The 24965-nt window shown below is 67.0% G+C and carries 25 protein-coding genes; 6 read left to right on the top strand and 19 right to left on the bottom strand.

Annotation, left to right across the window (positions count from 1 at the left end):
- Positions 1-57: 57 nt before the first annotated feature.
- The 4 genes from ACLFRM_RS02895 to wrbA all read right to left on the bottom strand — a co-directional run bounded on the left by ACLFRM_RS02895 (position 58) and on the right by wrbA (position 2460).
- Entirely contained in the window at positions 58-540 is a 483-nt protein-coding gene (locus ACLFRM_RS02895; RefSeq protein WP_410754211.1) for an FKBP-type peptidyl-prolyl cis-trans isomerase, read from the bottom strand.
- Positions 541-644: 104 nt separating this feature from the next.
- Positions 645-1466: a UTP--glucose-1-phosphate uridylyltransferase GalU gene (gene galU / locus ACLFRM_RS02890; protein WP_410754210.1), complete on the bottom strand. Its 822-nt coding sequence runs from the start codon at positions 1464-1466 to the stop codon at positions 645-647.
- Positions 1463-1900 (bottom strand): DUF2069 domain-containing protein, encoded by a 438-nt coding sequence (locus tag ACLFRM_RS02885; protein ID WP_410754209.1) that lies wholly within the window; start codon positions 1898-1900, stop codon positions 1463-1465. Before ACLFRM_RS02885 ends, galU begins: the two co-directional genes overlap by 4 nt.
- Positions 1900-2460: an NAD(P)H:quinone oxidoreductase gene (gene wrbA, locus ACLFRM_RS02880; RefSeq protein ID WP_410754208.1), complete on the bottom strand. Its 561-nt coding sequence runs from the start codon at positions 2458-2460 to the stop codon at positions 1900-1902. The genes ACLFRM_RS02885 and wrbA overlap by 1 nt, the downstream gene beginning before the upstream one ends.
- A 222-nt stretch (positions 2461-2682) precedes the next feature.
- Here wrbA and ACLFRM_RS02875 point away from each other — a divergent pair, with 222 nt between their 5' ends.
- From ACLFRM_RS02875 to ACLFRM_RS02865, 3 genes are read left to right on the top strand one after another with little or no spacing between them, the layout of a single operon-like run.
- Positions 2683-3291, top strand: coding sequence for a thioredoxin family protein (locus ACLFRM_RS02875; protein ID WP_410754207.1), 609 nt, complete (start codon positions 2683-2685; stop codon positions 3289-3291).
- Between the two features lie 36 nt (positions 3292-3327).
- Positions 3328-4803 carry a TolC family protein gene (locus ACLFRM_RS02870; protein WP_410754206.1) on the top strand — a complete coding sequence of 492 codons (1476 nt, stop codon included), beginning with the start codon at positions 3328-3330 and terminating at the stop codon, positions 4801-4803.
- On the top strand, positions 4800-5585 hold the full coding sequence (locus ACLFRM_RS02865; protein WP_410754205.1) for an efflux RND transporter periplasmic adaptor subunit: 786 nt from the start codon (positions 4800-4802) through the stop codon (positions 5583-5585). The genes ACLFRM_RS02870 and ACLFRM_RS02865 overlap by 4 nt, the downstream gene beginning before the upstream one ends.
- A 94-nt stretch (positions 5586-5679) precedes the next feature.
- Here the strand turns inward: ACLFRM_RS02865 and ACLFRM_RS02860 are convergent, their stop codons facing one another.
- Together ACLFRM_RS02860 and ACLFRM_RS02855 are read right to left on the bottom strand one after the other, a co-directional pair.
- On the bottom strand, positions 5680-7386 hold the full coding sequence (locus tag ACLFRM_RS02860) for a proline--tRNA ligase (RefSeq protein ID WP_410754204.1): 1707 nt from the start codon (positions 7384-7386) through the stop codon (positions 5680-5682).
- A 186-nt stretch (positions 7387-7572) separates the two neighbouring features.
- Complete coding sequence (locus ACLFRM_RS02855) at positions 7573-8112, bottom strand: DUF4124 domain-containing protein (protein WP_410754203.1); 540 nt, start codon at positions 8110-8112, stop codon at positions 7573-7575.
- 219 nt (positions 8113-8331) lie between these two features.
- On the opposite strand from ACLFRM_RS02855, the gene ACLFRM_RS02850 reads away from it, so the two are divergent.
- Entirely contained in the window at positions 8332-9285 is a 954-nt protein-coding gene (locus tag ACLFRM_RS02850) for a LysR family transcriptional regulator (RefSeq protein WP_410754202.1), read from the top strand.
- A 167-nt stretch (positions 9286-9452) separates the two neighbouring features.
- Here the strand turns inward: ACLFRM_RS02850 and ACLFRM_RS02845 are convergent, their stop codons facing one another.
- From ACLFRM_RS02845 to ACLFRM_RS02835, 3 genes are all read right to left on the bottom strand, one after another.
- Positions 9453-10022 carry a DUF302 domain-containing protein gene (locus ACLFRM_RS02845; RefSeq protein WP_410754201.1) on the bottom strand — a complete coding sequence of 190 codons (570 nt, stop codon included), beginning with the start codon at positions 10020-10022 and terminating at the stop codon, positions 9453-9455.
- 226 nt (positions 10023-10248) lie between these two features.
- Positions 10249-11673 (bottom strand): PhoH family protein, encoded by a 1425-nt coding sequence (locus ACLFRM_RS02840; protein ID WP_410754200.1) that lies wholly within the window; start codon positions 11671-11673, stop codon positions 10249-10251.
- Positions 11674-11714: 41 nt separating this feature from the next.
- Positions 11715-12209 carry a peroxiredoxin gene (locus ACLFRM_RS02835; RefSeq protein WP_410754199.1) on the bottom strand — a complete coding sequence of 165 codons (495 nt, stop codon included), beginning with the start codon at positions 12207-12209 and terminating at the stop codon, positions 11715-11717.
- A 274-nt stretch (positions 12210-12483) separates the two neighbouring features.
- On the opposite strand from ACLFRM_RS02835, the gene dapA reads away from it, so the two are divergent.
- Together dapA and bamC are read left to right on the top strand one after the other, a co-directional pair.
- A complete protein-coding gene (gene dapA, locus ACLFRM_RS02830) occupies positions 12484-13380 on the top strand; it encodes a 4-hydroxy-tetrahydrodipicolinate synthase (RefSeq protein ID WP_410754198.1) in 897 nt (298 codons plus the stop codon).
- A 63-nt stretch (positions 13381-13443) separates the two neighbouring features.
- Positions 13444-14559, top strand: a complete 1116-nt coding sequence (gene bamC, locus ACLFRM_RS02825; protein ID WP_410754197.1) for an outer membrane protein assembly factor BamC — start codon at positions 13444-13446, stop codon at positions 14557-14559.
- A gap of 159 nt (positions 14560-14718) precedes the next feature.
- Here the strand turns inward: bamC and folE2 are convergent, their stop codons facing one another.
- The 10 genes from folE2 to ACLFRM_RS02775 form a co-directional block, all read right to left on the bottom strand.
- A complete protein-coding gene (gene folE2 / locus ACLFRM_RS02820; protein WP_410754196.1) occupies positions 14719-15507 on the bottom strand; it encodes a GTP cyclohydrolase FolE2 in 789 nt (262 codons plus the stop codon).
- 99 nt (positions 15508-15606) lie between these two features.
- Positions 15607-16008 carry a 6-carboxytetrahydropterin synthase QueD gene (gene queD, locus ACLFRM_RS02815; protein WP_410754195.1) on the bottom strand — a complete coding sequence of 134 codons (402 nt, stop codon included), beginning with the start codon at positions 16006-16008 and terminating at the stop codon, positions 15607-15609.
- Positions 16005-17921, bottom strand: a complete 1917-nt coding sequence (gene dxs / locus ACLFRM_RS02810) for a 1-deoxy-D-xylulose-5-phosphate synthase (RefSeq protein ID WP_410754194.1) — start codon at positions 17919-17921, stop codon at positions 16005-16007. Before dxs ends, queD begins: the two co-directional genes overlap by 4 nt.
- Positions 17921-18913, bottom strand: coding sequence for a polyprenyl synthetase family protein (locus tag ACLFRM_RS02805; RefSeq protein ID WP_410754193.1), 993 nt, complete (start codon positions 18911-18913; stop codon positions 17921-17923). The genes dxs and ACLFRM_RS02805 overlap by 1 nt, the downstream gene beginning before the upstream one ends.
- A gap of 5 nt (positions 18914-18918) precedes the next feature.
- A complete protein-coding gene (locus ACLFRM_RS02800) occupies positions 18919-19200 on the bottom strand; it encodes an exodeoxyribonuclease VII small subunit (protein ID WP_410754192.1) in 282 nt (93 codons plus the stop codon).
- Between the two features lie 83 nt (positions 19201-19283).
- On the bottom strand, positions 19284-20666 hold the full coding sequence (radA, locus tag ACLFRM_RS02795; protein ID WP_410754191.1) for a DNA repair protein RadA: 1383 nt from the start codon (positions 20664-20666) through the stop codon (positions 19284-19286).
- 7 nt (positions 20667-20673) lie between these two features.
- On the bottom strand, positions 20674-21948 hold the full coding sequence (locus ACLFRM_RS02790; RefSeq protein WP_410754190.1) for an HlyC/CorC family transporter: 1275 nt from the start codon (positions 21946-21948) through the stop codon (positions 20674-20676).
- 115 nt (positions 21949-22063) lie between these two features.
- Positions 22064-22885 (bottom strand): inner membrane protein YpjD, encoded by an 822-nt coding sequence (locus tag ACLFRM_RS02785; RefSeq protein ID WP_410754189.1) that lies wholly within the window; start codon positions 22883-22885, stop codon positions 22064-22066.
- A gap of 97 nt (positions 22886-22982) precedes the next feature.
- The gene (locus ACLFRM_RS02780) at positions 22983-24386 is read right to left on the bottom strand and encodes an FAD-binding oxidoreductase (protein ID WP_410754188.1); all 1404 of its coding nucleotides are present in this window, start codon (positions 24384-24386) and stop codon (positions 22983-22985) included.
- A gap of 3 nt (positions 24387-24389) precedes the next feature.
- A complete protein-coding gene (locus ACLFRM_RS02775; RefSeq protein ID WP_410754187.1) occupies positions 24390-24953 on the bottom strand; it encodes a hypothetical protein in 564 nt (187 codons plus the stop codon).
- Positions 24954-24965: the final 12 nt, after the last annotated feature.

Below are 24965 nucleotides of genomic sequence, written 5' to 3'. Positions count from 1 at the left end.
GGCACGCTGCCTTTTCTGTAGGTCGTTTCGGGACCGTGGCCCGAACGCATCGCTCGATCAGTGCTCGTGGCCGCCAGGTCCGTGGACGTGACCGTGTTCGATTTCTTCCTCGGAGGCCGGCCGCACGTCCTTGATCTCGACGTCGAAGTGCAGGGTCTCGCCGGCGAGTTCATGGTTTCCGTCGAGGGTGATCTCGTCGCCGTTGACCTCCTTGATGGTGACCACGGTGACGCCGCCTTCGGTCTGTGCCTGGAAGCGCATGCCCGGCTCGATCTCGTCGACGCCCTGGAACATGGAGCGGGGGACGGTCTGGACCATGCGCTCGTCGCGCTCGCCATAAGCGTCCGCCGGCTCGATCGAGACGGACAGGGTGTCACCCACCGACTTCTCGTCGAGTGCCTTCTCCAGGCCCGGGATGATGTTCTGGTGGCCGTGGAGGTAGGCCATCGGGCCGGTCTGCTCGGAGCTGTCCATGACCTCTCCGGCATCGTTTTTCAGGGTGTAGTCGATGGAAACGACGTGGTCGTTCTGAACTTGCATTGATTTGCCTCGCGTGGACGGCGGTGAATGTCGGGGGTGGTTTCCCGAATCCCTGTGCGACCTCAGGATCGACGAGAAATTCCCCGGATGCGCGGGCAAAGGCCCTAGCGCGTGCTGAGGTGGTAGAAGTGGTTGGTGGCGGCAACGAAGCCCGACGGGCTGCCGCAGTCGAAACGTCGTCCCTTGAACCGGTATGCGATCACCTTGCCTTGTTCGGCCTGCTCGCGCAAGGCGTCGGTGATCTGGATCTCGCCGCCGGTGCCGGGGGGCGTGCGGCGCAGGATGTCGAAGATGTCTGGGGTCAGGATGTAGCGACCGATGATGGCGAGATTGCCCGGCGCATCCTCGGCCGAGGGCTTCTCCACCATGTCGGTGACCCTGATCACGTCGTCGTCGATGGGGGTGCCGCCGATGATGCCGTACTTGTGGATGTCCCGTTCGGGGACCTCCTCGACGGCGATCACCGAGCACTGGTGCCGCTCGTAGATGGTGGCCATCTGCGCCATGATCCCGACCGGCGACCCCACGCAGAGGTCGTCGGCCAGCACGACGCCGAACGGCTCGTGACCGATCAGCCGTTCCCCGGTGAGGATGGCGTGGCCCAGACCGAGCATTTCAAGCTGGCGGGTGTAGGAGAAGGTGCAGTTGTCGATCAGGCGGTCGATCGAGGCGAGCAGGGATTCCTTCTTTGTGCCGCGGATCTGGTGCTCGAGCTCGTAGTTGACGTCGAAGTGATCCTCCAGCGCCCGCTTGCCGCGACCGGTGACCATGGCCATCTGGGTCATGCCGGCCTCGAAGGCCTCCTCGACGCCGTACTGGATCAGCGGCCGATCGAGAATCGGCAGCATTTCCTTGGGCATGACCTTGGTGGCGGGCAGGAACCGGGTGCCGTACCCGGCGGCGGGAAACAGACACTTCTCGATCATCGTGAATCCTCTGGTTTGGTGCGTGCTTGTTCGGTACGACGGCCACGGGGCGTGTTGCGACCGGCCTTCAGGAAACGGCGGCGCTTGATGCTGTGCCACCAGGCGGCCAGGAAGGCGGTGGTCGCCGCAATGGCGATCAGCAGGTGCCAGCCACGATCGGCCGGAACGGCCCAGGCATCGGTGGCCGAGATCAGAAGGTAGAACAGGGCGACCAGCGCCGCCCAGATCATGGTCTTGTAATGTCCGCGCCACAGGCCCGGCGATACGGCGACGGCCGGCAGCAGCAACAGGGCCGTGGTCAGTCCCCCGGGACGGAGGTCGGCCTGGCCGGCGACCAGCAGACCGAGGTAGCCGACGATCACGCCGGCCAGACCCAGCAGCATCAGCCGTAGCGGCCAGATCGGCAGCCCCTCGCTGGTCTGCCCGGCGAACATCAGGTCAGCTGCCGCGCGATCGTGGCCACCCGGGCACCCAGCGCACGGCTCAGTTCGCGCTCGTCGCGGCTCAACCGGGGGTGGTCGTTGGCCGTGTGGCTGGCCCCGTACGGCGTGCCGCCGGTCTGGGTGTGTGCCAGTTCGGGCTGCTGGTAGGGAATACCCGTGATCAGCATGCCGTGGTGGATCAGCGGCACGATCATCGAAAGCAGGGTAGTCTCCTGACCGCCGTGCATCGAGCCCGTGGAGGTGAACACCCCGGCCGGCCGGCCGACGAGCTCGCCCCGGAACCACAGTCCGCTGGTGTCCTCGAGGAAGCGCTTGACCGCCGAGGCCATGCCGCCGAAGTAGGTCGGGCTGCCGAGCAGCAGGCCGCGGCACTCGCGCAGGTCGTCGATGGTCACCTCGGGATCGCCGTCGGCGGGCTGCTGGCCATCCGGGCAGGGGATGCGCCGCAGCCGGGCCTGAGCGTCCTCGACCTGTTCGACGCCGCGTGCGGCCTGTCGAGCGAGGTTTTCGGTCTTGCCGGTGCGGCTGTAGTAGAGAATCAGGATGTCCACGGGGTCGTCCGGGCTGGTGTGGGGTGTTTGCGCGCCGGACCAGTTTAGCAATAACCTCGACGATCCGGGGTTGCCGGCCGGGCAAGTCCGGTACGGGTTCCCTGAGTGGGTGTACCCGGGGATGGGCGTATTGACAAATCCCCGTGTCGGTTTGAATGTTAGCTCTCTATCTGTCTTGCGACATGTGTGGGCAAGACCTGGAGACACCGGGAGGAGACGGCGATGACGGCAAACGATGTGAGCAGTCAGTTCTTGAGCGATCGAACGATGGGCCAAGGGGCGGGGCGCTCTTCGGGTAGCACCGCCCACCGGCTGGCCCGCCTGGGCGTTGGGTTGCTTCTCGCCATCGGGGTGGTGTTCTCCTCCGTCGGCCATGCCCAGGACCTCGAGGATTTCTGGGACGATCCGTTCAAGGACCTCAAGGCCGACGTCGAGCAGGCCCGCGACGAGGGCAAGGCGGGAGTGTTCGCGTTCTTCGAGATGGAGGAATGCCCGTTCTGCCACCGCATGAAGACCCAGGTGTTCACCGACCCGGCGGTGCAGGAGTACATCAAGGAGAACCTCGTCACGGTCAGCATCGACATCGAGGGTGACGTGATGATGACGACCCCGGATGGCGAGGAAATGAAGGAGAAGGATTACGCCTTCAAGGAAAAACGGGTGCGTGCCACGCCGGTGATGATCTTCTTCGATACCGATGGCGAGTCGGCAGTCCGCTATACCGGGCCGACACAGTCGCCCGAGGAGTTCCGGCAATTGATGAAGTTTTTCGTCTCGGGTGCCTACAAGGAACCGGGCATGAACTTCTTCAAGTACAAGAAGCAGCAGTAGTGAACCGTGGGTCGCCCCTGGCGGCCCACGAACGGCATGGAGGCAACCAGGATGGTGAAGGCGCGATTGTTCGGCACGGGTCAGTCGGTCGGTCGGGGACGGTCGATCGTCCTGGCGGCCCTGGCTTCGTGCCTGCTTGTCGGCTTCGCGGACTCGAAGGCCCTGGCGGCGGACAACCTCCCGCCACCGCCGACCGTCGAGGACGATGGCTTGGTCGAACCGGAGGCATTGCCGGACAAGCTGACGTTCGACCAGGTGCTGGACCTGCCGCTGGAGAACCAGTACGGCGTTGTCGGGGCGCGTGCCCGGTACGAGAGGCGACGCGCGGAGCAGGAGATGATCCGTTCGTCGAACCGGCCGCAGGTCACGGTCGATGGACGCTTGCGCTACGTCGAACCGGGGGATCTCGCGGTCGAGAACGATCAGCACGATGATCACCGGGCAGGCCTGTCCCTGCGGCAGAAGCTGTTCGACTTCGGGCGTCAGCAAGACCGCGAGGCAGCCGCCGAGGCGCGCCTGGTCGGCGAGCGGCTTTCCCTGCTCGACGAGCAGAAACGTCAGCGGCTGGCGATTCTGCGTGCCTATTTCGACGTCCTGCTCGCCGATCAACGCTACCAGGCGCTAAACGAGCGCATGGCGATCCTCTTCATCCGCTATGACCGGGCCCGCGACCGTCGGGAACTGGGGCAGACCTCGGACTACGATATCGCGGTATTCGAACGCGATTACCAGGACGCGATGTTGCAGCGTGCCCGGGCGGATGCCGATCGCCGGCTGACTCGGCGTCATCTGGCCGAGATCACCGGCCGCCCGGGCCGGTTGCCGCGTTCGCTCGAGGCGCCATCGTTGACCCGCCTGTTCGAGCGTGAGGTGCCGGCGGTCGGGGATCTGATCGAGACAGCCTTGCAAGAGGATCTCGCCCTGAACGCGCTGCGTCATCGGCACGACGGTAGCAAGTCCGACCTCACGGCGGCGCGTGGGGGCAACCTGCCCAGCATTCATGGCGAGGTCAATGCCGATCACTACAGCCGTGAAGGCGCGACCCGTGACCCGTTCCGCGCAGGTGTCTACATCGAATTCCCGCTGTTCCGCGGTGGTGCCAGGGACGCCGAGATCGCCGCCGCCCAGGCCGACCGGATGGGCGTGGTCGCCCGCATGGCCGAGCGCGAGGCCGATATCCGCCGCTATGCCACCGAGCTGGTGGAGATGATCCGGGTACACCAGTCGATCGGCAAGCAGCGTATCGACGCACTGGATAGCTATGCCGATCTCAATTTCATGCGCAACCAGACCCTGTACCAGATGGAGAAGGCCGCCGACCTGGGCGACGCCATGACGGAGATGTCGATGGCAAAGCTCGAACGCATGCAGACGACCTACGCGCTGGCCATGCGCTGGGCCGAAGTGGCCCTGCTCACCAACCAATCGCTGGAAGCGGTGCTGTTGGGCGAGCCCGGAGGCAGCGACGAGGTGAACGGCGGTGAAGACACCACGGAGGACGAAAGATCATGAAACGTATCGAGTCGCGATGGGCGCGTTGTTTCACCGTGCCCTTGGCCGTGTTTTCCTTCGGCCTGGGCGGGGTTGCCTGGGGCGAGGAGGTCGAGGGGCAGCTGGACTTCGCCGACCGGGTGGCGCTCTCGACGCCGGTGGCCGGGGTGGTGGAGTCGTTGCCGGTCAGGGCCGGTGAACGGGTCGACGAGGGCGCACTGCTGCTGGCGCTGGATTCGACGCCGTTCGATCAGCGCCACCGGATGGCTTCCGCGCAGATCGAGGGCCTGAGTCTGGCCGCCGAAGAGGCCTCTCTGGACGCCGATCGGGTGCAGGAGCTTTACGACCGCACGGTCGGTTCGGATTCCGAGCGTGCCCTGGCGGTGATCGAGCGCGAGAACGCCGAAGGCGAGCGGGACCGGGTCCGGGCACAGGCGGCACTCCGGGCCTGGGAGCGGGAGCAGTCACGTCTGGAAGCGCCGTTCGACGCCCGGGTCCTGTCGGTGGATGCCGCGGTGGGCGAGGTGGTCTCGCCGCAGTTGACGCCGCCGACCCTGATCGAGATAGCACGGGCCGACCAATTGCTGGCCATCGCTCGGGTAAGCGCCGATCAATTGGGTGACCTGGAGCTGGGCGACGAGATCACCGTCTCCCGGGGCGAGGAGCGCCGGACGGGGAGGGTCGATGCCATTCGGGCGCACGGCGACGATGGCGCGGTGCGCTACGATCTGGCGGTGCGGGTGGAGTCGGGCGAGGGCTGGCGTGCCGGTCAGTCAATCACCCTGACGTTGCCGGACGACTGAGCTCGAGCCGTTTCCGACGCCATGCGAGGCGGGGCGGGATCTCACATCCCGCCCCGTTTCTGGTTTTGGATATTGTGCCTCGCCGAAGAGCCGCTCAGGTCAGCTGGGCATCGATCCAGTCGAACAGCTGGTCGGCGGCGATGTCCTCGCTGGCCTCGGCGTCGCGTCGGCGCACCTCGAGCTGGCCGGCAGCCAGGCCGCGCGGGCTGACGACGACGCGCAGCGGAATGCCGATCAGCTCCCAGTCGGCAAAGGCTGCCCCCGGGCGCAGACCGCGATCGTCGAGGATGGTCTCGATGCCGCGGGCCCGCAGCTCGGCGTAGATGGCCTCGGCCCGCTCCATCACCGTCTCGTCCTTGTTGGCACCGATCGGCACGATGGCGACCGCAAACGGGGCGATCGGCATCGGCCAACGGATGCCGCGGTCGTCATTGTTCTGCTCGATCGCCGCGGCGACGATGCGCGAGACGCCGATGCCGTAGCAGCCCATCAGCGGGGTGAGTGGCTTGCCGTCCTCGCCGAGGACCTCGCAGTTCATCGCCCGGCTGTACTTGTCGCCGAGCTGGAAGACGTGGCCCACCTCGATGCCGCGGCAGATGTCGAGCTTGCCCTGACCGTCCGGGGCCGGGTCCCCGGCGACGGCATCTCGCAGGTCGGCGGTCTCCGGCTCGGGCAGGTCGCGTCCCCAGTTCACACCCGTCAGGTGATAGCCGTTCTTGTTCGCCCCGCAGGCGAAGTCGGTCAGCGCGGCGGCGGCGAAGTCGACGATGACCGGGATATCGAGCCCCACCGGGCCGATCGAGCCGACCGAGGCCCCGGTGAGTTTCGGCGCCTGGGCCTCGTCGACGAAGGTCAGGGGCTCGGCGATCGCCGGGTGCTTGGTCGCCTTGATCTCGTTGAGCGAGTGGTCGCCGCGCAGGATCAGGGCGACGGCGGGCGACTCGCTGCCGGCCACCAGCAGCGTCTTGACGGTGCGCGTCGCCGGCAGGTCGAGTGCGGTGGCCACGTCCTCGATGGTGCGCGCGTTGGGCGTGGCCACCTCGGCCATGGTCTCGGCCGGTTCCGGGCGCGGGCCGTCGGCCGGGAAGGTGGGCGCCATCTCCACGTTGGCGGCGTAGTCGCCGTCCACCGCGTAGGCGATGGCATCCTCGCCGGAGTCGGCCAGGACGTGGAATTCGTGCGAGGCGTTACCGCCGATCGAGCCGGTATCGGCCACCACCGCGCGCCAGGCCAGTCCCAGTCGCTCGAGGATACGGCTGTAGGCCGTGTACATGAGCTGGTAGGTCTGCTCGAGCGAGGTCGCATCGGCGTGGAAGGAATAGGCGTCCTTCATCACGAACTCGCGGGCCCGCATCACGCCGAAGCGCGGGCGGATCTCGTCGCGGAACTTGGTCTGGATCTGGTAGAAGTTCACCGGCAGCTGGCGGTAGCTCTTGAGTTCGCGGCGCGCGTAGTCGGTGATCACCTCTTCGTGGGTGGGCCCGAAGCAGAAGTCGCGGCCGTGGCGATCGGTCAGACGCAGCAGCTCGGGACCGTACTGCTGCCAGCGTCCCGATTCCTCCCACAGCTCGGCGGGCTGGACGGCCGGCATCAGCAGTTCCAGTGCCCCGGCCGCGTCCATCTCCTCGCGGACGATCGCCTCGACGCGCCGCAGAACCTTGAGCCCCAGCGGTGACCAGGTGTAGAGCCCCGATGCGAGCTTCTTGAGCATGCCGGCACGCAGCATCAGCTGATGGCTGACGATCTCCGCCTCGGACGGGGTTTCCTTCATGGTGTTGATGGCGAATTGGCTGGCGCGCATGGGGGTCTCGTTCGTGTTGGAAAGCGGGATGCCGGTGGTGGATCACCGGGACTTGGCAGGCGGGGATTGTACCGAGGCAGGCGATGGGGCGTCGAGGCAATTGCCGCAGGTGCGGGACGAGCCCTGCGGACGGCTAAACGGCCGCACAGGGCGGCCGCTTGAGTCGGTGGTGGTGACGTGAGGAGCCTACTCCTCGGCCGCGCTACAGGCCTCCTCGATGATGGCGTCGAGCCGCTTGAGTCGCTCCTTGCGCTGCTCTTCGCTCATCGGCTGATACTTGCCGTCCTCGTCCCGTACCATCAGCTGGTTGCCGCTGTTGGCGACGGACTCGCGTTGTTCGCGCGCCTGCCGACAGGTCTCCCGAGCCTTTTCCCGGTCCACGACCTTGGTTTCCGTGGCCGGATCGGACGGATCGCCTTCGCTAGATTCCGGCTCCTCCTCGCTCGGCGACTCGTCGATCTTTGGAGGCTCGTTTGGCTCCGGGGTGCCGACGGCGTCGACTTCTTCGGAGGGGCGATCCTTCGGCGGGGTCTGCGAAAACTGGACGTTGCCGCGCTCGTCGACGGACTTGTAGATCGTGGCGGCCTCGACCGGCTGGTGAGTTAACGCCAGCATGATCACGGCGACAACGGCGAGGCCCGCGACGGCCAGGCGGCGACCGCTACTCGCCTTGTTGCGTGTCGAGGGAGTCCCCAGCGGGGCGAGTTGTGCTGCGATTCCTTGCATGATGTCGGGTCCCGAAGTGATGGACGATCCAGTGCCGACCCGGCCCTTGGCCGAGCAATATGGTTCTTCCTGAGGATAAACCCCTCGTCCCGCCGTGAAAAGCCCCGGCAAGGCGGTCGTGCGGTGATGGTGGTCGGCGGCGTGCTGGTCGCAAAGCACAAGGTGGCTTGATACACTCTCTGGCCCAGTTTATCGCTCACCGGAACAGAGACTGAACCAATGGCCGACCGTCGCCTCAAGGTTTTCAATACCGTTGCCCGCCTGTTGAGCTTTACCAAGGCCGCCGAGGCGTTGCACATGACCCAGCCGGCCGTGACGTTCCAGGTGCGCCAGCTCGAGGAGCATTTCGACACCCGCCTGTTCGACCGGACGCACAACCGGGTGACGCTCACCGATGTCGGTCACACCGTCTACGAGATCTCCGAGCGGATCTTCGAGCTCTACGACGAGATGGATCGTCGTGTGAAGGAGATGACCGGCGAGATCGGCGGGGCGCTGAACATCGGGGCCAGCATGACGGTCGCCGAGAACATGCTGCCGGCATTGCTGGGCAATTTCCGCCAGGAACACCCCGACCTGTCGGTGCGCCTGAAGGTGGGCAACACCGAGTCGGTGGTGTCCATGGTCGAGCACAACGTGGTCGATCTGGCGCTGGTCGAGGGCAGCGTGACCAACAAGAATCTCCTGGTCGAGACCTGCCGCCGCGACGAGCTGGTGGTGATCATGCCGCCGGAGCATGAGCTTGCCGCCTATGCCGACGACGGCGTTCCCGTGGAGAAGCTGATGAAGTATCCCTTCATCTGCCGAGAGGAGGGCTCGGGCACGCGCGAGGTGGTCATCTCCTACATGAACGAGCAGGGCTTTGCCGAGGGCTGGGACGTCTGCATGGAACTGGGCAGCCCCGAGGCGATCAAGGGCGCTGTCGAGGCGGGCATGGGCCTGTCGATCATGTCCTCGGCGGGTATCAGCAAGGAGCTCAAGCTGGGTCTGCTGACCGCCGTGCCCTTGCAGCCCCGGCTGTTTCGCGACTTCTCCTTCGTCCGTCAACGGCACAAGTTCCGGCTGCCGGCGATGGAGCAGCTACTGGAGTTCTCGCGCCACTACTGTCGCGACAGCACGCCGATGCACGACCTGGAAGTCATCCAGCATACGGCGAACGGCGAGGAGGCCTGAGTCGCCTGCCTTGAGCTACCACCAGTAGCAAGACGAAGAACGCCCGGATCGCCTCCGGGCGTTCTTCGTCGTGGGATCGGTCCAGATCCCGCGCAACAAGAAACCCGGCGCGGGGCGGACCCGGCCGGGTTTCTGGAAAACGCGCCCCGAGGGGGCGGTCAGGGGGATCAGAAGCCGCCGCTGGCCCCGGCTTCCATCATCTTCCAGATGCTGTCACGCACGTGCATGGCGTCCTTCTTGAAGTCCGGATCCATCTCCTTGCCGCCGTGAACGAACATGTCCATGTTGAGACTGTAGAGCCAGTAGCCCCCGTCCTCGTCTTCGACCACCGAGATACGGCATGGCAGGTAGGCGGAGAAGTAGGGGCTGAAGTTGACGGCCTTGCGAGCGATCTGCGGGCTGCAGTACTGATAGATCATCAGGTAGCGCTGCTCTTCGCCCGTCTCCTGCTCGAGTTGCCTGGACAGCGGCATCTCGCCGACGTTCATCAGGCCCGTACCGACCGCGGCCGACTCGATGCTGGTCTTGATGTCGTCGGGGGTGAGGCCGTCCTCGACCTTCATCCGCCAGACGGTGGCAGCGCCCAGATCGCCGCCGCTTTCGACGAACTTGTCGTACATGTCCCCGTAAATGTCCATGGCCTTCGGATCGAGGTTGTCCTTGACCGAAAGGAACCCGCAGCCGGACAGCGTCATGATGGCGGCACCGAGGATCGATACCTTGAGGAAATTGCGCATGGGTGACTCTCCCTGTGTAATTTTTCGTCTTCAGGCCACCTGGCCTCGACGAATTCGATTATCTGCGCATTAGTACATGCTTACAAACTTGATTAATTTACTCCTGATAAAGGGCCTTAATTTGGTCATCCAGCCCCATCATGGCGGGGCGACCCAAAAAAGTGATCGCCCGCAGCGAGGCGGGCGACAAGGTGCTTTCGGTCGGCCGGACGCCGATTCAAGGTCCTCAGAGCACCTCGGCGGCAAACTCGGCCAGCCGTGAACGCTCGCCGCGAGTCAGGGTCACGTGGGCGCCGTGTGGCCAGCCGCGGAAGCGATCGACCACGAAGGTCAGCCCCGAGCTGGTCTCGGTGAGGTAGGGCGTGTCGATCTGGGCGATATTGCCCAGGCAGACCATCTTGGTGCCCGGTCCGGCGCGGGTGATCAGGGTGCGCATCTGCTTGGCGGTCAGGTTCTGGGCCTCGTCGATGATGACGAGCTTGTTCTGGAAGGTCCGGCCGCGCATGAAGTTGAGCGAGCGGATCTTGATGCGCGACTGCAGCAGATCGTTGGTGGCCGCCCGTTCCCAGGAACCGCCCCCGCCATCGGTCTTGGCCAGCACCTCGAGGTTGTCCATGAGCGCGCCCATCCAGGGCGTCATCTTCTCTTCCTCGGTGCCGGGCAGAAAGCCGATGTCCTCGCCGACGGGGATGGTCACGCGGGTCATGACGATCTCGGTGAACAGTTTCTGCTCCAGCACCTGGGTCAGGGCCGCGGCCAGTGTCAGCAGCGTCTTGCCGGTGCCGGCCTGGCCCAGCAGGCTGACGAAATCCACGTCCGGGTCCATCAGCGCGTTGAGCGCAAAGCTCTGCTCCGGGTTTCGGGCGGTAATGCCCCAGACGGAGTGCCGCTCCTGCTGGTAGTTGGTGACGCTCTCGAGCACGGCGCTGCCGTCGGCCTCGACCTGGCGCACCACCGCGGTGAACGGCGACGGCGCCTCGAGTCGCAGGTAGAGGTTCGGATACCACTCCGCAGTGTCCGCCCCGTGGATGCGATAGAAGACCCGGCCCTCGTCCTGCCATGACTCGAGTGCCTCGCCATGCGCCTCCCAGAAATCCGGGCCGAGCGTCTCGTGGCCGGTGTGCAGCAGCGAGACGTCGTCGAGCACCTGGTCGTTGTGGTAGTCCTCGGCCTTCAGTCCGACGGCGGTGGCCTTGATCCGCAGGTTGATGTCCTTGGAGACCAGGATGACTTCGCGGTCGGTGATCCGTTCCTGCAGGGCCAGCGTGATGCCCAGGATCTGGTTGTCCGCCCGGCTGCCCGGCAGGCTCACGGGCAGGTCGTTGCTCTCCTCACGGGTCTGCAGGAACAGCCGACCGGTCGGCGTGACGGCCCGTTCCGGCTGGCCGTGCAGGGTGGTATGGATGGGCAGTCCCTGGTTGATCGTGGCGATGTCCACGTCCGTGAGCATCTCGTCGAGGAACCGGCTGACCTGTCTGACGTTGCGTGCGGTCTCGGACTGGCCCTTCTTGCCGGCATCGAGTTCCTCGAGCACGATCATCGGCAGGTAGATGTCGTGCTCCATGAAGCGGTACAGGGCGGTGGGGTCGTGCATCAGCACGTTGGTGTCGAGAATGAACAGGCAGCGATTCTTGCGGGTGGTGGTGATCATCGCGTGAGGTAGTCCCTTTGATTGGAGGGCGGTCGGCCGTTTTACAGGGCCTTGACCGCCTCGAGTACCGCCTCGACATGCCCCGGTACCTTGACCTTGCGCCAGGTCTGCCGGATCACGCCGTCGGCGTCGATGAGAAAGGTGCTGCGCTCGATGCCCTCGAAGCGCTTGCCGAACATGTTCTTCATCCGCAGGACATTGAAGGACTGGCTGACCGAGCGGTCGGTGTCGGCGATCAACGGAAAGGTGAGGCCCTGCTTGTCGCAGAACCTGCGGTGGCTGGCGGCATCGTCGTTGGAAACGCCCACCACACGGGCACCGGCCGCCTCGAAGTCGGCCAGGCGGGTCTGGAAGTCCCGGGCCTCGGTGGTGCAGCCGGGCGTGTTGTCGCGCGGGTAGAAGTACAGCACCAGCGGGGTGCCGCGAAAGTCGTCACGGCTCAGGGTGTCACCGTCGACGGTCTGGCCGGAGAAATCGGGCGCGGGCTGGCCCGTGCGGGGTTCGGGAGACGAGGTGGCGGCCATCTTGCTGCTCATTGGTTCGATCAAACTCCCAGGCTGTGACGTCGTGATGAAGGCGGACCGCCGGATGTCGGTGTCCGGATCCAATATAGCAGCCACTCTGGGGGCGTGCGGGTGCCGACGGCAAGGGGCCCGAGTCCACATGGTTCCGGCTTGTCACTGGCCAATGACTGCCGGTACTATGCGGGTTTGGCCCCGCCCCGCGAGTACCTTGCGCAAGGTCGCCACCGGGGCCGGGTAGCGACGATCCACCGATCCGTACGCGAATTAACGAGATACGCGAGGCGACATGGCGGCGAACACGATTACCGGCAGCATGGTGGCCCTGGTCACCCCATTGCACGATGACGGCGCAGTGGATTATGTCGGTCTCAAACGCCTGATCGAGTGGCACGTGGATGCCGGCACCCACGCGGTCGTCGCGGTCGGCACCACCGGGGAGTCGGCCACCCTCGACTACGAGGAGCACATCGCCGTCATCCGGGCCACGGTCGACCTGGCCGCCGGGCGCGTTCCGGTGATCGCCGGCACCGGCGCGAACTCCACCCGCGAGGCGCTGGCGCTGGCGCGAGGCGCCCGCTCGGCCGGCGCGGACGCACACCTGTCGGTCACTCCTTATTACAACAAGCCCACCCAGGAAGGGCTCAAGCAGCACTTCCGGGCGATCGCCGACGCGGTCGACCTGCCGATGATCCTCTACAACGTTCCTGGCCGCACGGCGGTGGACATGGCGCCGGATACCACCCTGGCGCTGGCCGAGCACCCGAACATCGTCGGTATCAAGGAGGCTACCGGCTCGATCGAGCGCATGCGCGACATCATCCAGCGTTGCCCCGCCGACTTTTCCGTCTACAGTGGCGAGGACAACCTCGGCGCCGCCTGCATGTTGTCGGGCGGGAAGGGTAGCATTTCCGTCACCGCCAACGTCGCCCCCGGCCTGATGGTGCAGATGGCCGAGGCGGCCCTTGCCGGCGACGAGGCGGGGACCGCATCGCTGGATGCCCGTCTGGCCCCGCTGCATCGCGAGCTTTTCTGCCAGACCAACCCGATCCCGGTGAAATGGGCCCTGCATCGCATGGGTCTGATCGGGCCGACACTGCGCCTGCCGCTGACGCCGCTGGACAGCGCCTACCGGACGGGTGTCGAGCAGGCGCTCAACGAGGCGGGTTGTCTCGACGGGACCTGACCGGGACCGCCTTCACCGATTTCCCCTCCCGACATTCAATCAAGACACTGGAACCGAACAGGCATGCGATACCCCACCACCTCCCGGATGTTGACCTTCGCCGCGCTGGCGGCCACGGGCCTGATCAGCGGTTGCTCGAATATTCCGTTCGTCGGCGGCGACGACGACCGCGAAGCCGAGCGCGCCGCGCAACTGGAAGTGCCGCCGGCCTTCTCTGCCCCGGCCTCCGGCGGATCGGTGGCATTGCCGGAGATCGCCTCGGCCCGCGCCGAGAAAATGTCGCGCGACCAGGGCGGCGGCGTGCTGGCGAGCGGCACCGACATCCGCGTCGCCGGCGAGCCGGGCAGTCGCTATCTGGTCGTGGGCACCGATCCGGATTCGGTCTGGCCGAAGCTGCAGGGCTTCCTGCGCGATGAGGGGTATTCCGTGCGCCGCGTGGAGCCGGGCGTCGGCCTGATCGAGACCGACTGGACCGGCGTGGCCAGCGACGATGGCGGCGGCTTCAATATCATGAGCTTTCTCAAGATTGCCCGGGACACCCTGTTCAAGCCTGACTCGATCGAGAAGGTGCGCCTGCGCATCGAACGTGGCGAGAGCGACGACGAGACCCTGGTCTTTGTCACCGGGCAAAAGCGCGAGCTGACCGGCGACGAGCCGCTGGTGCCGGGCGAGGAGAGCACCACCTTCGAGTACAGCAACCCGGTGGACTCGCAGGCCATGACCGCCGAGACCATGTCGCGCCTGTCGGCCTACCTCTCTGGCGACAGCGCCGAGGAGTCCCGCGCCCTGGTGGGACAGAAATTCTCCTCCCGCTCCAAGGTGATTGCCGGCGACGAGCCCGAGGACCGCTACATCGAGGTCGGCCAGTCCTACCCGCGTGCCTGGAACCGGGTGGGCCTGGCCCTCGACCGTCTTGGCTTCGACCCGGTCTCACGTGACCAGGAAGAGGGCGAGATCGAGGTCAAGCACAGCTATCCGCAGTCGCTCTACGAGGGCATCGTCATGCGCGGCGTGACCGTCGACAAGGACGCCGAGATGACCCTGCACTTGAGCCTCGAGGTCCAGCCGCGTCGTGACGGCGGTACCGACGTGCGTATCGATCGCCTCAACGTCGCCGGTGGCACCCTGCCGCAGGACCGGGCCGTGATCCTCTCGCGGATCAACACCGAGCTGGAATAACCGGCTTCGGCGAGGCGGGCCGGGCCAACCGAGCCGACCCAAAGGAAAGGCCCCGTCTCGTCGAGACGGGGCCTTTCTGTATCTCGTCAGCCGTCTGCCTGGGGCCTGTCCCGGGTCCGAGGCCGGCGCCGACGAGGCGAGACCTGCACGCGATTCGGGTCAGCGCCCGGGGCGGTGAATCACCGCCCAGGCCGAGTGGTTGTGGATCGACTCGAAGTTCTCGACGCTGATCGAGAAGCCGTTCAGGCCGGGATAGCCCTCCAGGGCGTTGGCGACGTCGCGCACCATGTCCTCGACGAACTTGGGGTTGTCGAAGGCGTACTCGGTGATCCACTTCTCGTCTGGGCGCTTCAAGAGTCCCCACAGCGGGCAGGACCCCTGGGTCTCGACCGCGGCGATCAGCTCGCGCAGCGACAGCGTCGGGTCGCTGATCTCGGTTTCCACCGTGATGTGCGAGCGCTGGTTGTGCGCCCCGTAGGCCGAGATCTCCTTCGAGCAGGGACAGAGGCTGGTCACCGGGATCACCAGCTTGAGGTCGATGTGGGCGCGGCCGTGTTCGACGCGACCGATCAGGGTCACGTCGTAGTCCATCATCGCGCCCTGGCCGCTGACGGGGGCCTCCTTGGCGATGAAGTAGGGGAAGGTGAAGTGCGCCTCGCCGGACTGGGCCTCGAGCCGTTCGATCATCGCTCGGGTCCAGTCGGCGAGACCCACAATCGACAGCGTCAGTGGTCCGTCGTTGAGCAGGGCCACGAAGCGCGACATGTGGGTGCCCTTCTTGTCGGCCGGCAGGCCGACGGTCAGCTGGCACTCGGCCACGGTGGCGTGCTCGCGGTCCTCGTCGAGGAACGTCATGGGGTGACGAATCGCCTTGATGCCCACCTGGTCGATCGCGATATCGCGAGCATCGTGGCTGGACTGGACGTCGGGCATGTCGTGGCTGTTCATGGGCAGTTCAAACGCTGTGTGAATGGGGTGGGCTCGCGCCGCGTGGGGGCAGACTCTAGCACGTCGTGACGCACCTGGCCCCGGGCTTGCCCCGGGCGCTCAGGGACGGAAGGTGGCCGACGAGCGGTCGTTCTCCCAGACGGTCACGGCCGATACCCGGTAGGCGTCGGTATCGAAGCCGGCCGCCAGTGACCGATGGAAGTAGGCCGCGATGTGTTCGGCGGTCGGATTGACCGAGTCGAACGGCGGCACCTCGTTGAGGTAGGCGTGATCGAGCCGCTTGGCGATCTCGCGGGCCCGGGCACGAATCACCTTGAAGTCGACCACCATGCCGACCTCGTCGAGCTGCCGCCCGCTGACCTCGATCACCACTCGCCAGTTGTGGCCGTGCAGCCGGGCGCAATTGCCGTCGTAGCCGTGCAGGCGGTGGGCCGCGGCGAACTCCACCTCGGTGGTCAGGGTATAGATTCCCCCGGATGGCAGCGAATACGCGGTACTCATGTGGCGCTCACCTTGTCTAGAAATGCGGCGATACTAGCGGCGATCGAGACAGAATCAAGCCCGGTGTCGGCAAGGCACTCCTCGCGGCTGCCGTGTTCGATGAAGCGATCCTCGATCCCCAGACGCAGGCCCGGCCGGATCACGCCCTGCTCGGCCAGCGCCAGCAGCAGCTCGCCGCCGACCCCGCCGATGCGGGCGCCTTCCTCGACCGTCACGATCGCATCATGCTGCGCGGCCAGTCCGGCGAGTGTCTCGGTCGCCAGCGGGCGTGCCCAGCGCAGGTTGACCAGCGTGGCATCCAGCGTCTCGACGATCGGGATCAGCCGCTCGACCATCGCCCCGATGCCGATCACCAGGACACGCCGAGGCGCTTGCGCCGAGCTGCGATGCAGCAGCGTCGGGGCGGTGATGCCCTCGGCCAATGGCTGGCCCCCCAGCTCGGCCGGGCATTCGTCTCGAGGGTAGCGCACCAGGCAGGGCCCGTCGTGTGCCATTGCCCAGTCGATCGCCGCATTCAGATCCTGCGCGTCGGCCGGGGCGGCGATGGCGAGGTTCGGGACGCTCAAGCCCAGTGCCAGGTCGAAGCTGCCGGCATGGGTGGGGCCGTCGGGCCCCACCAGCCCGGCGCGATCGACCAGGAAGGTGACCGGCAGGTCCTGAAGGGCGATGTCGTGGATCACCTGGTCCCAGGCCCGCTGCAGGAAGGTGGAGTAGATCGCGACCACCGGGCGCATGCCCTCGGTGGCCAGGCCGCCGGCGAAGGTCACCGCGTGCTGTTCGGCGATTCCGACATCGTAGAGGCGCTCCGGGAAGCGGGCGGCGAAACCCTTGAGCCCGGAACCCTCGATCATCGCCGGCGTGATCGCGACCACTCGCGCGTCGTTTTCGGCGTGGTGCTCCAGTCGGGCGGCGGCCACCTCGGTCCAGGTCGGCGGGCCGGCCGGTATGGTTGCCTTGTCGGTCGAGGGCGCCATCGCCCGGCTCACACCGTTGCGTGCCACGCCATGGAAACCGACCGGGTCGCGTTCGGCCGGCGCCAGGCCCCGGCCCTTCTGCGTGACCACGTGCAGCAGGCGCGGCCCGCGTTGTTCCCGCAGGTTCGTCAGTGTGTCGAGCAGGGCGTCGAGATCGTGGCCGTCGATCGGGCCGAAGTATCGAAAGCCCAGCTCCTCGAACAGGCTCGAGGTGCCCAGCAGGTGGCGCACCCCGTCTCGCAGCCCCGCGCGGGTCGAGCCGAGCAGTTCGCCCAGCGGGCCGGCCTGGGCGAGCATTTCCTCGCCCGAGTGACGGAACCGCTCGACCAGCGGGTTGCTGCGCAGGCGGGTCAGGTGCTGGTTGAGCGCGCCGACGTTGGCCGAGATGCTCATCTCGTTGTCGTTGAGGATCACCAGCAGGTTCGCCTGCCGGTCTCCGGCGTGGTTGAGGGCCTCGAAGGCCTGGCCGGCGGTCATCGCCCCGTCGCCGATGATGGCGATGGCCTGCCGGTCCTCGCCCTGGCGCTCGGCGGCCAGCGCCATGCCGAGCGCAGCACTGATCGAGGTGCTCGAGTGACCGGCGCCGAAGGGGTCGTGCTCGCTTTCCGCCCGCCGGGTAAAGCCGGCGGGGCCACCCTGCTGGCGCAGTCGGTCCATCCAGCCGCGCCGGCCGGTGAGCATCTTGTGCAGGTAGGTCTGGTGGCCGACGTCCCAGACCAGCCGGTCGCGCGGTGTGTCGAACACGCGGTGCAACGCCAGCGTGAGCTCGACCACACCGAGATTGGCGGCCAGGTGGCCGCCGGTCGCCTCCACCTGTGCCAGCAGGGCATGGCGCATCTCCTCGGCCAGGGCGGCGAGCGAGCCGCGAGACAGGGCGCGGAGATCGGCCGGTTGCTCGATCAGGTCGAGCAGGTGGGTCTGGCGGGGCGCGAGAGGCATCAGTGATCGCGCCGGATGACGAATTCGAGACAGTCGGAGAGCGCTTCGGGGTCGGCCCCGAGCGTGCCCAGTTCCCACAGGGCGGCATGGGCGTGACGGACCGTGTCGTCGAGCTCGCGGCGGGCGCCGTCGAGCCCGGCGACGGTGACGTAGGAGCACTTGTCGGCCGCCGCGTCCTTGCCCGGGGTCTTGCCGAGGGCCTCGGCCGAGCCGGTCTCGTCGAGGATGTCGTCCTGGATCTGGAAGGCCCGGCCCAGGAGGCGACCGAAGCGGTCGACCAGCCGAAGCTGCCGGTCCGCCAACCCCGCCCAGCGTGCACCCATCAGCAGGGAGGTGCGGATGAGTGCGCCGGTCTTGCGATCGTGCAGGTCGGCCAGTCGGGCGAGGTCGGGTCCGGGCTCGCGGTCGCCCCGGCCGGCGAGTTCGAGGTCGATGGCCTGGCCGCCGACCATGCCGACCGGCCCGATCGCCGCGGCGAGTTCCTGGGTCCAGTCGAGCCGGGTTGCCGCGTCGGCCGTCGACTCGGTCAGTGTGGCGAAGGCCAGGCTCTGCAGGGCGTCGCCGGCGAGAATTGCGGTGGCCTCGTCGAAGGCGCGGTGCAGGGTGGGACGGCCGCGGCGCAGGTCGTCGTCATCCATGCTCGGCAGGTCGTCGTGTACCAGCGAGTAGACGTGCACGAGTTCGACGGCGACGGCTGCCGGCCAGAGGCTGTCGAAGCGCGCCTCGTTCGTTGCGGGCCAGGGGCGGCCGGTCAGACTGCCCAGGAACACCAGCGCCGGACGCAGGCGCTTGCCGCCATCGAGGGTGGCGTGACGCATGGCGCTGGCCAGCCGCTCCGGGGTGTCGGTCAGTTGCCGATCGAGGGTGCCGGTCAGGTGGGACTCGACCTGGTCGCGCAGGGCGATCAGCCACTCGTCGAAACTCGCCGGCGCGTTCGCCGTACTCCGGCTGGCTTCGGAAGTGATGGGAGTGTGGGGCGTGGCGTCGGTCACGGATGTCAGGACGAGCGCTCGGCGCGTCCGGCCTCGTCCGTGGCCGGTTCGTTGATCGCGGCGACCCGCCGCTCGGCCTCGTCGAGCGCCTTCTGGCACTGGCGCTCGAGTTCGACGCCGCGCTCGTAGTCCTTCAGCGACTGCTCGAGGCTCTGTTCCCCGGTTTCCAGGCGCGCGACGATCTGCTCGAGCTCGGCCAGCGCCTGCTCGTAGCGCGCGATCGCGGAGGGGTCGCCGTTCTCGACGGTCTGCGGGGTGATGGTCTTGGACGCGGGGGAAGAATCCATGGGAAGCCTCTCGGATAGCCGGCTAGGATTATATCGTCGCCGGGTGCGGGCGGCCAAAGCCATCGCCCGGCACGGGCGTGACGTCAAAACGTATCGACCGCCTCGATGGCCTCGTCGAGGTGCGCCACGGCGATCACCTCCAGCCCCTCGATCGGTTTGGGCGGCTTGTTGCCGCGTGGCACGATCGCGCGGGTAAAGCCGTGCTTGGCCGCCTCGGTCAGCCGTTCCGGCCCGCCGGGCACCGGGCGGATCTCGCCGGCCAGTCCCACCTCGCCGAAGATCACCAGCCCCTGGGGCAGCGGGCGGTCGCGGAAGCTCGAGAGCATGGCGATCAGGCTGGCGAGATCCGCGGCCGTCTCGTTCACGCGCACGCCGCCGACCACGTTGAGAAACACGTCCTGGTCGAACAGGGCCACCTGGCCGTGACGGTGCAGTACGGCGAGCAGCATCGCCAGCCGGTTCTGGTCGAGTCCGACGGTAAGCCGCCGCGAGCCGCCGCCGGGATGGTCGGCGACCAGCGCCTGCACCTCGACCAGCATCGGCCGGGTGCCTTCGCGGGTGACCATCACCACGCTGCCGGGCACCGGTTTCTCGTGGCGGGAGAGGAAGATGGCCGAGGGGTTGGAGACGGGCTTGAGGCCGTGATCGGTCATGCCGAACACGCCCACCTCGTTGGCGGCGCCGAAGCGGTTCTTGACCGCGCGGATGACGCGAAAGCGCGCGCCGGGATCGCCCTCGAAGTAGAGCACGGTGTCGACCATGTGCTCGAGCACGCGCGGCCCGGCCAGCGCCCCTTCCTTGGTGACGTGGCCGACGATCAGCACGATCACGTCATGGCGCTTGGCGAAGCGCACCAGCTGGGCGGTGGCCTCGCGCAACTGAGAGACGGAGCCCGGCGCGGCGGACAGTTCCTCGGTGTAGAGCGTCTGGATCGAGTCGACCACCATCAGCCCGGGCAGGGATTTCGAACAGGCGGCCAGGATCGACTCGATCCGCGTCTCGGAGAGCAGGGTCAGTTCGCCGGCACGTCCTGTCAGATCCGTGCCCAGCCGGCGGCCGCGCAGGGCGACCTGCTGCAGGGATTCCTCACCGGTGACGTAGAGGCATTCGATGCGATCCTGCAGCCCGAGCACGGTCTGCAGCAGCAGGGTGGACTTGCCGATGCCCGGGTCGCCGCCCAGCAGCACCACCGAACCGGGCACCAGTCCGCCGCCGAGCACGCGGTCGAGTTCGCCCAGCCCGCTGGACTCGCGCGGGGTTTCGGAGACCTCGACCTCGCCGATGGCGGTGATGCGCGGCGCCTCGCCGGCGTAGCCGGCCGGCTCGCGGGCGGGTGACTTGCCGCCGGGCAGGCGCATCTCGGCAAGGCTGTTCCAGGCCCCGCACTCGGAGCAGCGCCCGGCCCACTTGGGATGATCGGCGCCGCATTCGCGGCAGACGAAGGCGGTCTGGCTCTTCTTCGCCATCTCGCGCTCAGGTTTCGCTTTCGTCGCGCTTGAAGGTGGTGATCAGGGCCGTGTCGACGGCGCGTTTTCTGATCGTGCGCACTTCGATGTGTGCCTCGGGCAGGTCGATGGTCGCCCCGACCGTGGGCAGCGATTCGAGCTGTTCGATGACGAGACCGTTGAGCGTGCTGGCTTCGTCGGTGGGCAGCTCGATTTCCAGCTCGCGGTTGATCTCGCGGATCGGCAGGTTGCCGCGGACGACGTAGCGCCCGTCGTCCTGCAGGGTGATGCCCTCGTGGTCCGAGTCGGGCGAGGTGGTGAACTCGCCCACGATTTCCTCGAGGATGTCCTCGAGCGTGACCAGCCCCTGGATGTCGCCGTACTCGTCGACCACCAGCGCCGAGCGCCGCTCCTGGCGCTGGAAGTTCAGGAGCTGGGTGGTCAGCGGCGTGCCCTCGGGGACGTAGTAGGGCTCGGCCAGGCGGCGCTTGAGTCGGGGCAGCGTCAGGCTCTGGTCGATCAGCGGGCCGATCAGTCGGCGGACGTTGATGATGCCGATGGTGTGTTCCACCGAGCCCTCGAACACCGGCAGGCGCGAGTACTGCGCGTGGATGAGCTGGTCGAGAATGTCGTCCCAGTCCTGCGTGATGTCGATGCCGACGATCTCGGCGCGCGGGATCATGATGTCCTCGACGCTGGCCTGGCCGAGTTCCAGGACCGACAGGAGCATGGACTGGTCGAGGTCGGGCAGTCGCTGGCCGGATTCCCGCACGATGGTGTGGAGTTCCGCGCGGGTCAGGGCGTTCGAACCGGCGCCGCTCGGATGCAGGCCAAAGATCGACAGCAGGCCGTTGGCCAGCCAGTTGATCAGCCAGATCACCGGGCGCAGCGGACGGATCAGGAACGTGTAGACGAACGAGGCCGGGAAGGCGAAGCGTTCGGGGAAGACCGCCGCGGCGGTCTTGGGCGCCACCTCGCCGAAGATCAGTAGCAGGAAGGTCATCGCCCCGGTCGCGATGGCGATGCCCGAGTCGCCGAACAGGCGCAGTCCGATCACGGTGGCGATCGACGAGGCAAGGATGTTGACGAAGTTGTTGCCCAGCAGGATCAGGCCGATCAGCCGGTCGGGTTGTTCGAGCAGCCGCGAGGCGAGCACGGCACCGCGACGACCTTGCTTCGCCAGGTGGCGCAACCGGTACCGGTTGAGCGCCATCAGCGCGGTCTCCGAGCTGGAGAAGAAGGCGGACAGGAGGATGAGCACGGCCAGGGCCGTGAACAGAAAACCTAGGGGTATCTCGTTCAAGAGTGGGTGCGCTTGTGATTGGACCAGCGGGAAGTGTACGGCGAAGACCGCTGCATTTCGAGCCGGGTTGTCGCGACGGCTCGACCCGCCGCGAGATCGTCGGCCCGGCGAGGGGTCAGTCGAGGTTGAGTATCCACTCGAGCACGATCTTCGTGCCGAAATAGGCCAGTCCCATCAGGATGAAACCGGCCAGGGTCCATTGCACCGCGGTGCGACCCCGCCAGCCGGCCACGTGTCGGCCCGCCAGCAACACCGCGAAGACCACCCAGGCGATCACTGAGAGCACGGTCTTGTGCACCAGGTGCTGGGCGAAAATGTTTTCCAGGAACAGAAAGCCGGTGACCAGCGCCAGGGTGAGCAGCAGAAAGCCCATCACGATGAAACGGAACATCAACTGCTCGACCGATTCCATCGGCGGCAGGCGACGGATCCAGCCGGCCGGATGATGGCCATGCAGCGCCTGGTGCTGGATCAGCAGCATCACCCCCTGCAACGCGGCGAGCGTCAGCAGCGCGTAGGCGGCCAGCGAAATCAGGATGTGGGCGTCCAGGGCGATCTCGCCGGTGCGAATGGGCACGTTCGACTCGGGCACGAACACGGTCAGGAACACGGTGACCGCCGTGATCGGCAGCAACACGACGGCGATACCCTCCAGCTGTTCCCGGAACGCGCTGATCACCGTGATCGCGCTGGCCAGACCGAACACCGTGGCCAGTGCGTTGAGCACGGAGAGATTGAGTGCTGCAGGCGCGGACTGGAAGCCCAGCTGGTAGAGCAGGGCGCTCTGGCCGACCAGTGCGGCAACCGCGATCAGCAGCCCGGGCAGGCGAAAGGACAGGCGCTCGAAGCGCTGCCACTGGTCCACCAGCAATAACAGGGTGGCCAGTCCGAAGCCGGTGATGGTCGCGGTGGCGAGAAAGGTGACGCTGTGGTCCACGTAGGACGCTCCTCCTGGAGATCGGTATCGCGGGTAAGAGGCGTTTCACTCGATGACACAGTCTGCCATAGAGTCGGCGAGGCTTGATCAGTGAACTCTAATCCTGCAAGACCCGGTCTGGATGATCGGGCAGCTTCTTGTGCGGGTTGAGAATGCCGGTCGGGTCGAAGACGGCCTTGATGCCGCGCATCAGGTCGAGCGAATCCGGCGGGATTTCCCGGGCGACGAACCCGCGCTTGACCAGGCCGATGCCGTGCTCGCCCGAGAGGGTGCCGTCGAGGCGCAGGACCGTGTCGAACACCTCGTCGAGGGCCTGTTCCGCACCGGCCATCTGGGCCGGGTCGTCCGGATCGACCAGCAGGTTGACGTGGATGTTGCCGTTGCCCGCGTGGCCGAAGCTGACGATGGTGATGGCGTGGCGCCGAGCGATGTCGTCCAGGGCCTCGATCAGCCGGGGGATGCGCGAGACGGGCACCACCACGTCCTCGTTGATCTTCTTCGGCGCGACCTGGCGCAGGGTGGGCGAGAGCGCCTTGCGGGCGGCCCACAGGCGCTGTTGTTCCGCGGCGGTCTGGGCGACGGCGATGTCCGTGTCGGCCGAGCGAGCCGCCGATACCACCCGCTCGACCGTCGCCTCGATGCCGCTCTCGTCGCCGTCGACCTCGATCATCAACATGGCCCCGGCGCTGGCCGGGATATCGACCGAGGAATTGCGGCGCAGAAGATCGAGGGCGTTGCCGTCGATGAACTCGATCGCCGCCGGGGTGGCCGGCTGCGCCATCACCCGCGAGACCGCCGCCGAGGCGGCGTGCATGTCGGGGTAGAAGGCACGCAGCAGGCGCCGGGTTTCCGGCAGCGGGGTGAGCTTGAGCGTCGCCTCGGTGATCACCGCGAGCGTGCCCTCGCAACCGATCAGCAGCCGGGTCAGGTCCTGTCCGACCACACCCTTGGTCGTCTGCGAACCGGCCTTGACGGTCCGGCCGCGGCCGTCGACGGCCCGCAGGCCGAGCACGTTCTCCCGGCTGGTGCCGTACTTGACCGCGTGCGGGCCGGCGGCATTGCAGCCGAGATTCCCGCCGACGGTACACAGGGCGTTGCTGGTCGGGTCGGGCGGCCAGAAAAAGCCATGCTCGCCGACGATCCGCTGCAGTTCGGCGTTGATCAGCCCGGCCTCGACCACGATCAGCCGATCCTCGGGGCGAAAGTCCAGCACCCGGGTCATGCGATCGGTGACCAGCACCACCCCGCCGAGCACCGGCACCGCCCCTCCGGCCGTGCCGGTGCCCCGCCCGCGCGTGGTTACCGGTACACCATGGTCGTGGGCCAGTCGCACCACTTCGGCGACCTCCTCGTGGCTCTCCGGGAAGACCACCACGCCCGGTGCGTGATGCACGCGGCTGTTGTCCATGCCGTAGGCCCAGGTCGAGCCGGCGTCCGCGAGGAGGCGTCCGTCGGGCAGGGCCTGCCTGAGTTCCTCGATGAAGGCGCCGAGTTCGTTCACGGGTCAGTCGCTCAGGCCGAGCAGCTGGCGGTCGACCAGGTCGACCAGCGCGTGGACGCACTTGATCTGGGTTTCGTAGGCGATGCCCGGGCGTTCGGTGGGGATGCAGATCAGGCGGTCCTGGCTCTCCAGGTGCGGGGCGATCACTTCCTGCGAGCCGGCCGAGAGCAGCACCACCTGCATGTCCCGTTCGTGAGCGGCGCGCAGTGCGGGCAGGATGCCGTCGACCGCGTTGCAACTGATCGCGAACAGCACGTCGTTCTGCGCCCCCAGCGCGCGGATGGAGCGTACGAACGGCTCCTTGCCGCCCGGGTATTCCGACAGGGCCATGACGGGAAGGCCCGGGCGCGGGTGCTCGAGCTGCCCGGTCATCAGGCGGGCGAAGTAGTGCGCCATGTCGCTGCGCTCGCGCGAGCCGCAGGCATAGACGCGCTGGCCGTTGAGTACCGCGGTCAGGATCACGCCGGCCGCCTCCAGTGCCTGGGGTGCGCCCGCTTCCAGCAACTGGCCGATCTCGATCAGGTCGTTGTCGATGCGCCGTTTCAGGCCGTCGAGGATGTCGCTCATGGGCGTCGGGTC

Origin of the sequence: Guyparkeria sp. (assembly GCF_046540515.1) — a bacterium.
In the GTDB taxonomy this organism is placed as follows: Bacteria; Pseudomonadota; Gammaproteobacteria; order Halothiobacillales; family Halothiobacillaceae; genus Guyparkeria.
The sequence above is the reverse complement of the archived record's forward strand: the minus strand, read 5'-3'. Positions and strand labels throughout refer to the sequence as shown.

Coding starts and splice junctions, on each gene's coding strand:
- galU (WP_410754210.1), bottom strand. CDS start 1,466: ATGATCGAGAAGTGTCTGTTTCCCGCCGCCGGGTACGGCACCCGGTTC.
- radA (WP_410754191.1), bottom strand. CDS start 20,666: ATGGCGAAGAAGAGCCAGACCGCCTTCGTCTGCCGCGAATGCGGCGCC.
- ACLFRM_RS02845 (WP_410754201.1), bottom strand. CDS start 10,022: ATGCGCAATTTCCTCAAGGTATCGATCCTCGGTGCCGCCATCATGACG.
- dxs (WP_410754194.1), bottom strand. CDS start 17,921: ATGCCTCTCGCGCCCCGCCAGACCCACCTGCTCGACCTGATCGAGCAA.
- ACLFRM_RS02775 (WP_410754187.1), bottom strand. CDS start 24,953: ATGAGCGACATCCTCGACGGCCTGAAACGGCGCATCGACAACGACCTG.
- ACLFRM_RS02835 (WP_410754199.1), bottom strand. CDS start 12,209: ATGAGCAGCAAGATGGCCGCCACCTCGTCTCCCGAACCCCGCACGGGC.
- folE2 (WP_410754196.1), bottom strand. CDS start 15,507: ATGAACAGCCACGACATGCCCGACGTCCAGTCCAGCCACGATGCTCGC.
- bamC (WP_410754197.1), top strand. CDS start 13,444: ATGCGATACCCCACCACCTCCCGGATGTTGACCTTCGCCGCGCTGGCG.
- ACLFRM_RS02800 (WP_410754192.1), bottom strand. CDS start 19,200: ATGGATTCTTCCCCCGCGTCCAAGACCATCACCCCGCAGACCGTCGAG.
- ACLFRM_RS02850 (WP_410754202.1), top strand. CDS start 8,332: ATGGCCGACCGTCGCCTCAAGGTTTTCAATACCGTTGCCCGCCTGTTG.
- ACLFRM_RS02840 (WP_410754200.1), bottom strand. CDS start 11,673: ATGATCACCACCACCCGCAAGAATCGCTGCCTGTTCATTCTCGACACC.
- ACLFRM_RS02855 (WP_410754203.1), bottom strand. CDS start 8,112: ATGCAAGGAATCGCAGCACAACTCGCCCCGCTGGGGACTCCCTCGACA.
- ACLFRM_RS02885 (WP_410754209.1), bottom strand. CDS start 1,900: ATGTTCGCCGGGCAGACCAGCGAGGGGCTGCCGATCTGGCCGCTACGG.
- ACLFRM_RS02870 (WP_410754206.1), top strand. CDS start 3,328: ATGGAGGCAACCAGGATGGTGAAGGCGCGATTGTTCGGCACGGGTCAG.
- dapA (WP_410754198.1), top strand. CDS start 12,484: ATGGCGGCGAACACGATTACCGGCAGCATGGTGGCCCTGGTCACCCCA.
- ACLFRM_RS02860 (WP_410754204.1), bottom strand. CDS start 7,386: ATGCGCGCCAGCCAATTCGCCATCAACACCATGAAGGAAACCCCGTCC.
- ACLFRM_RS02865 (WP_410754205.1), top strand. CDS start 4,800: ATGAAACGTATCGAGTCGCGATGGGCGCGTTGTTTCACCGTGCCCTTG.
- ACLFRM_RS02875 (WP_410754207.1), top strand. CDS start 2,683: ATGACGGCAAACGATGTGAGCAGTCAGTTCTTGAGCGATCGAACGATG.
- queD (WP_410754195.1), bottom strand. CDS start 16,008: ATGAGTACCGCGTATTCGCTGCCATCCGGGGGAATCTATACCCTGACC.
- ACLFRM_RS02895 (WP_410754211.1), bottom strand. CDS start 540: ATGCAAGTTCAGAACGACCACGTCGTTTCCATCGACTACACCCTGAAA.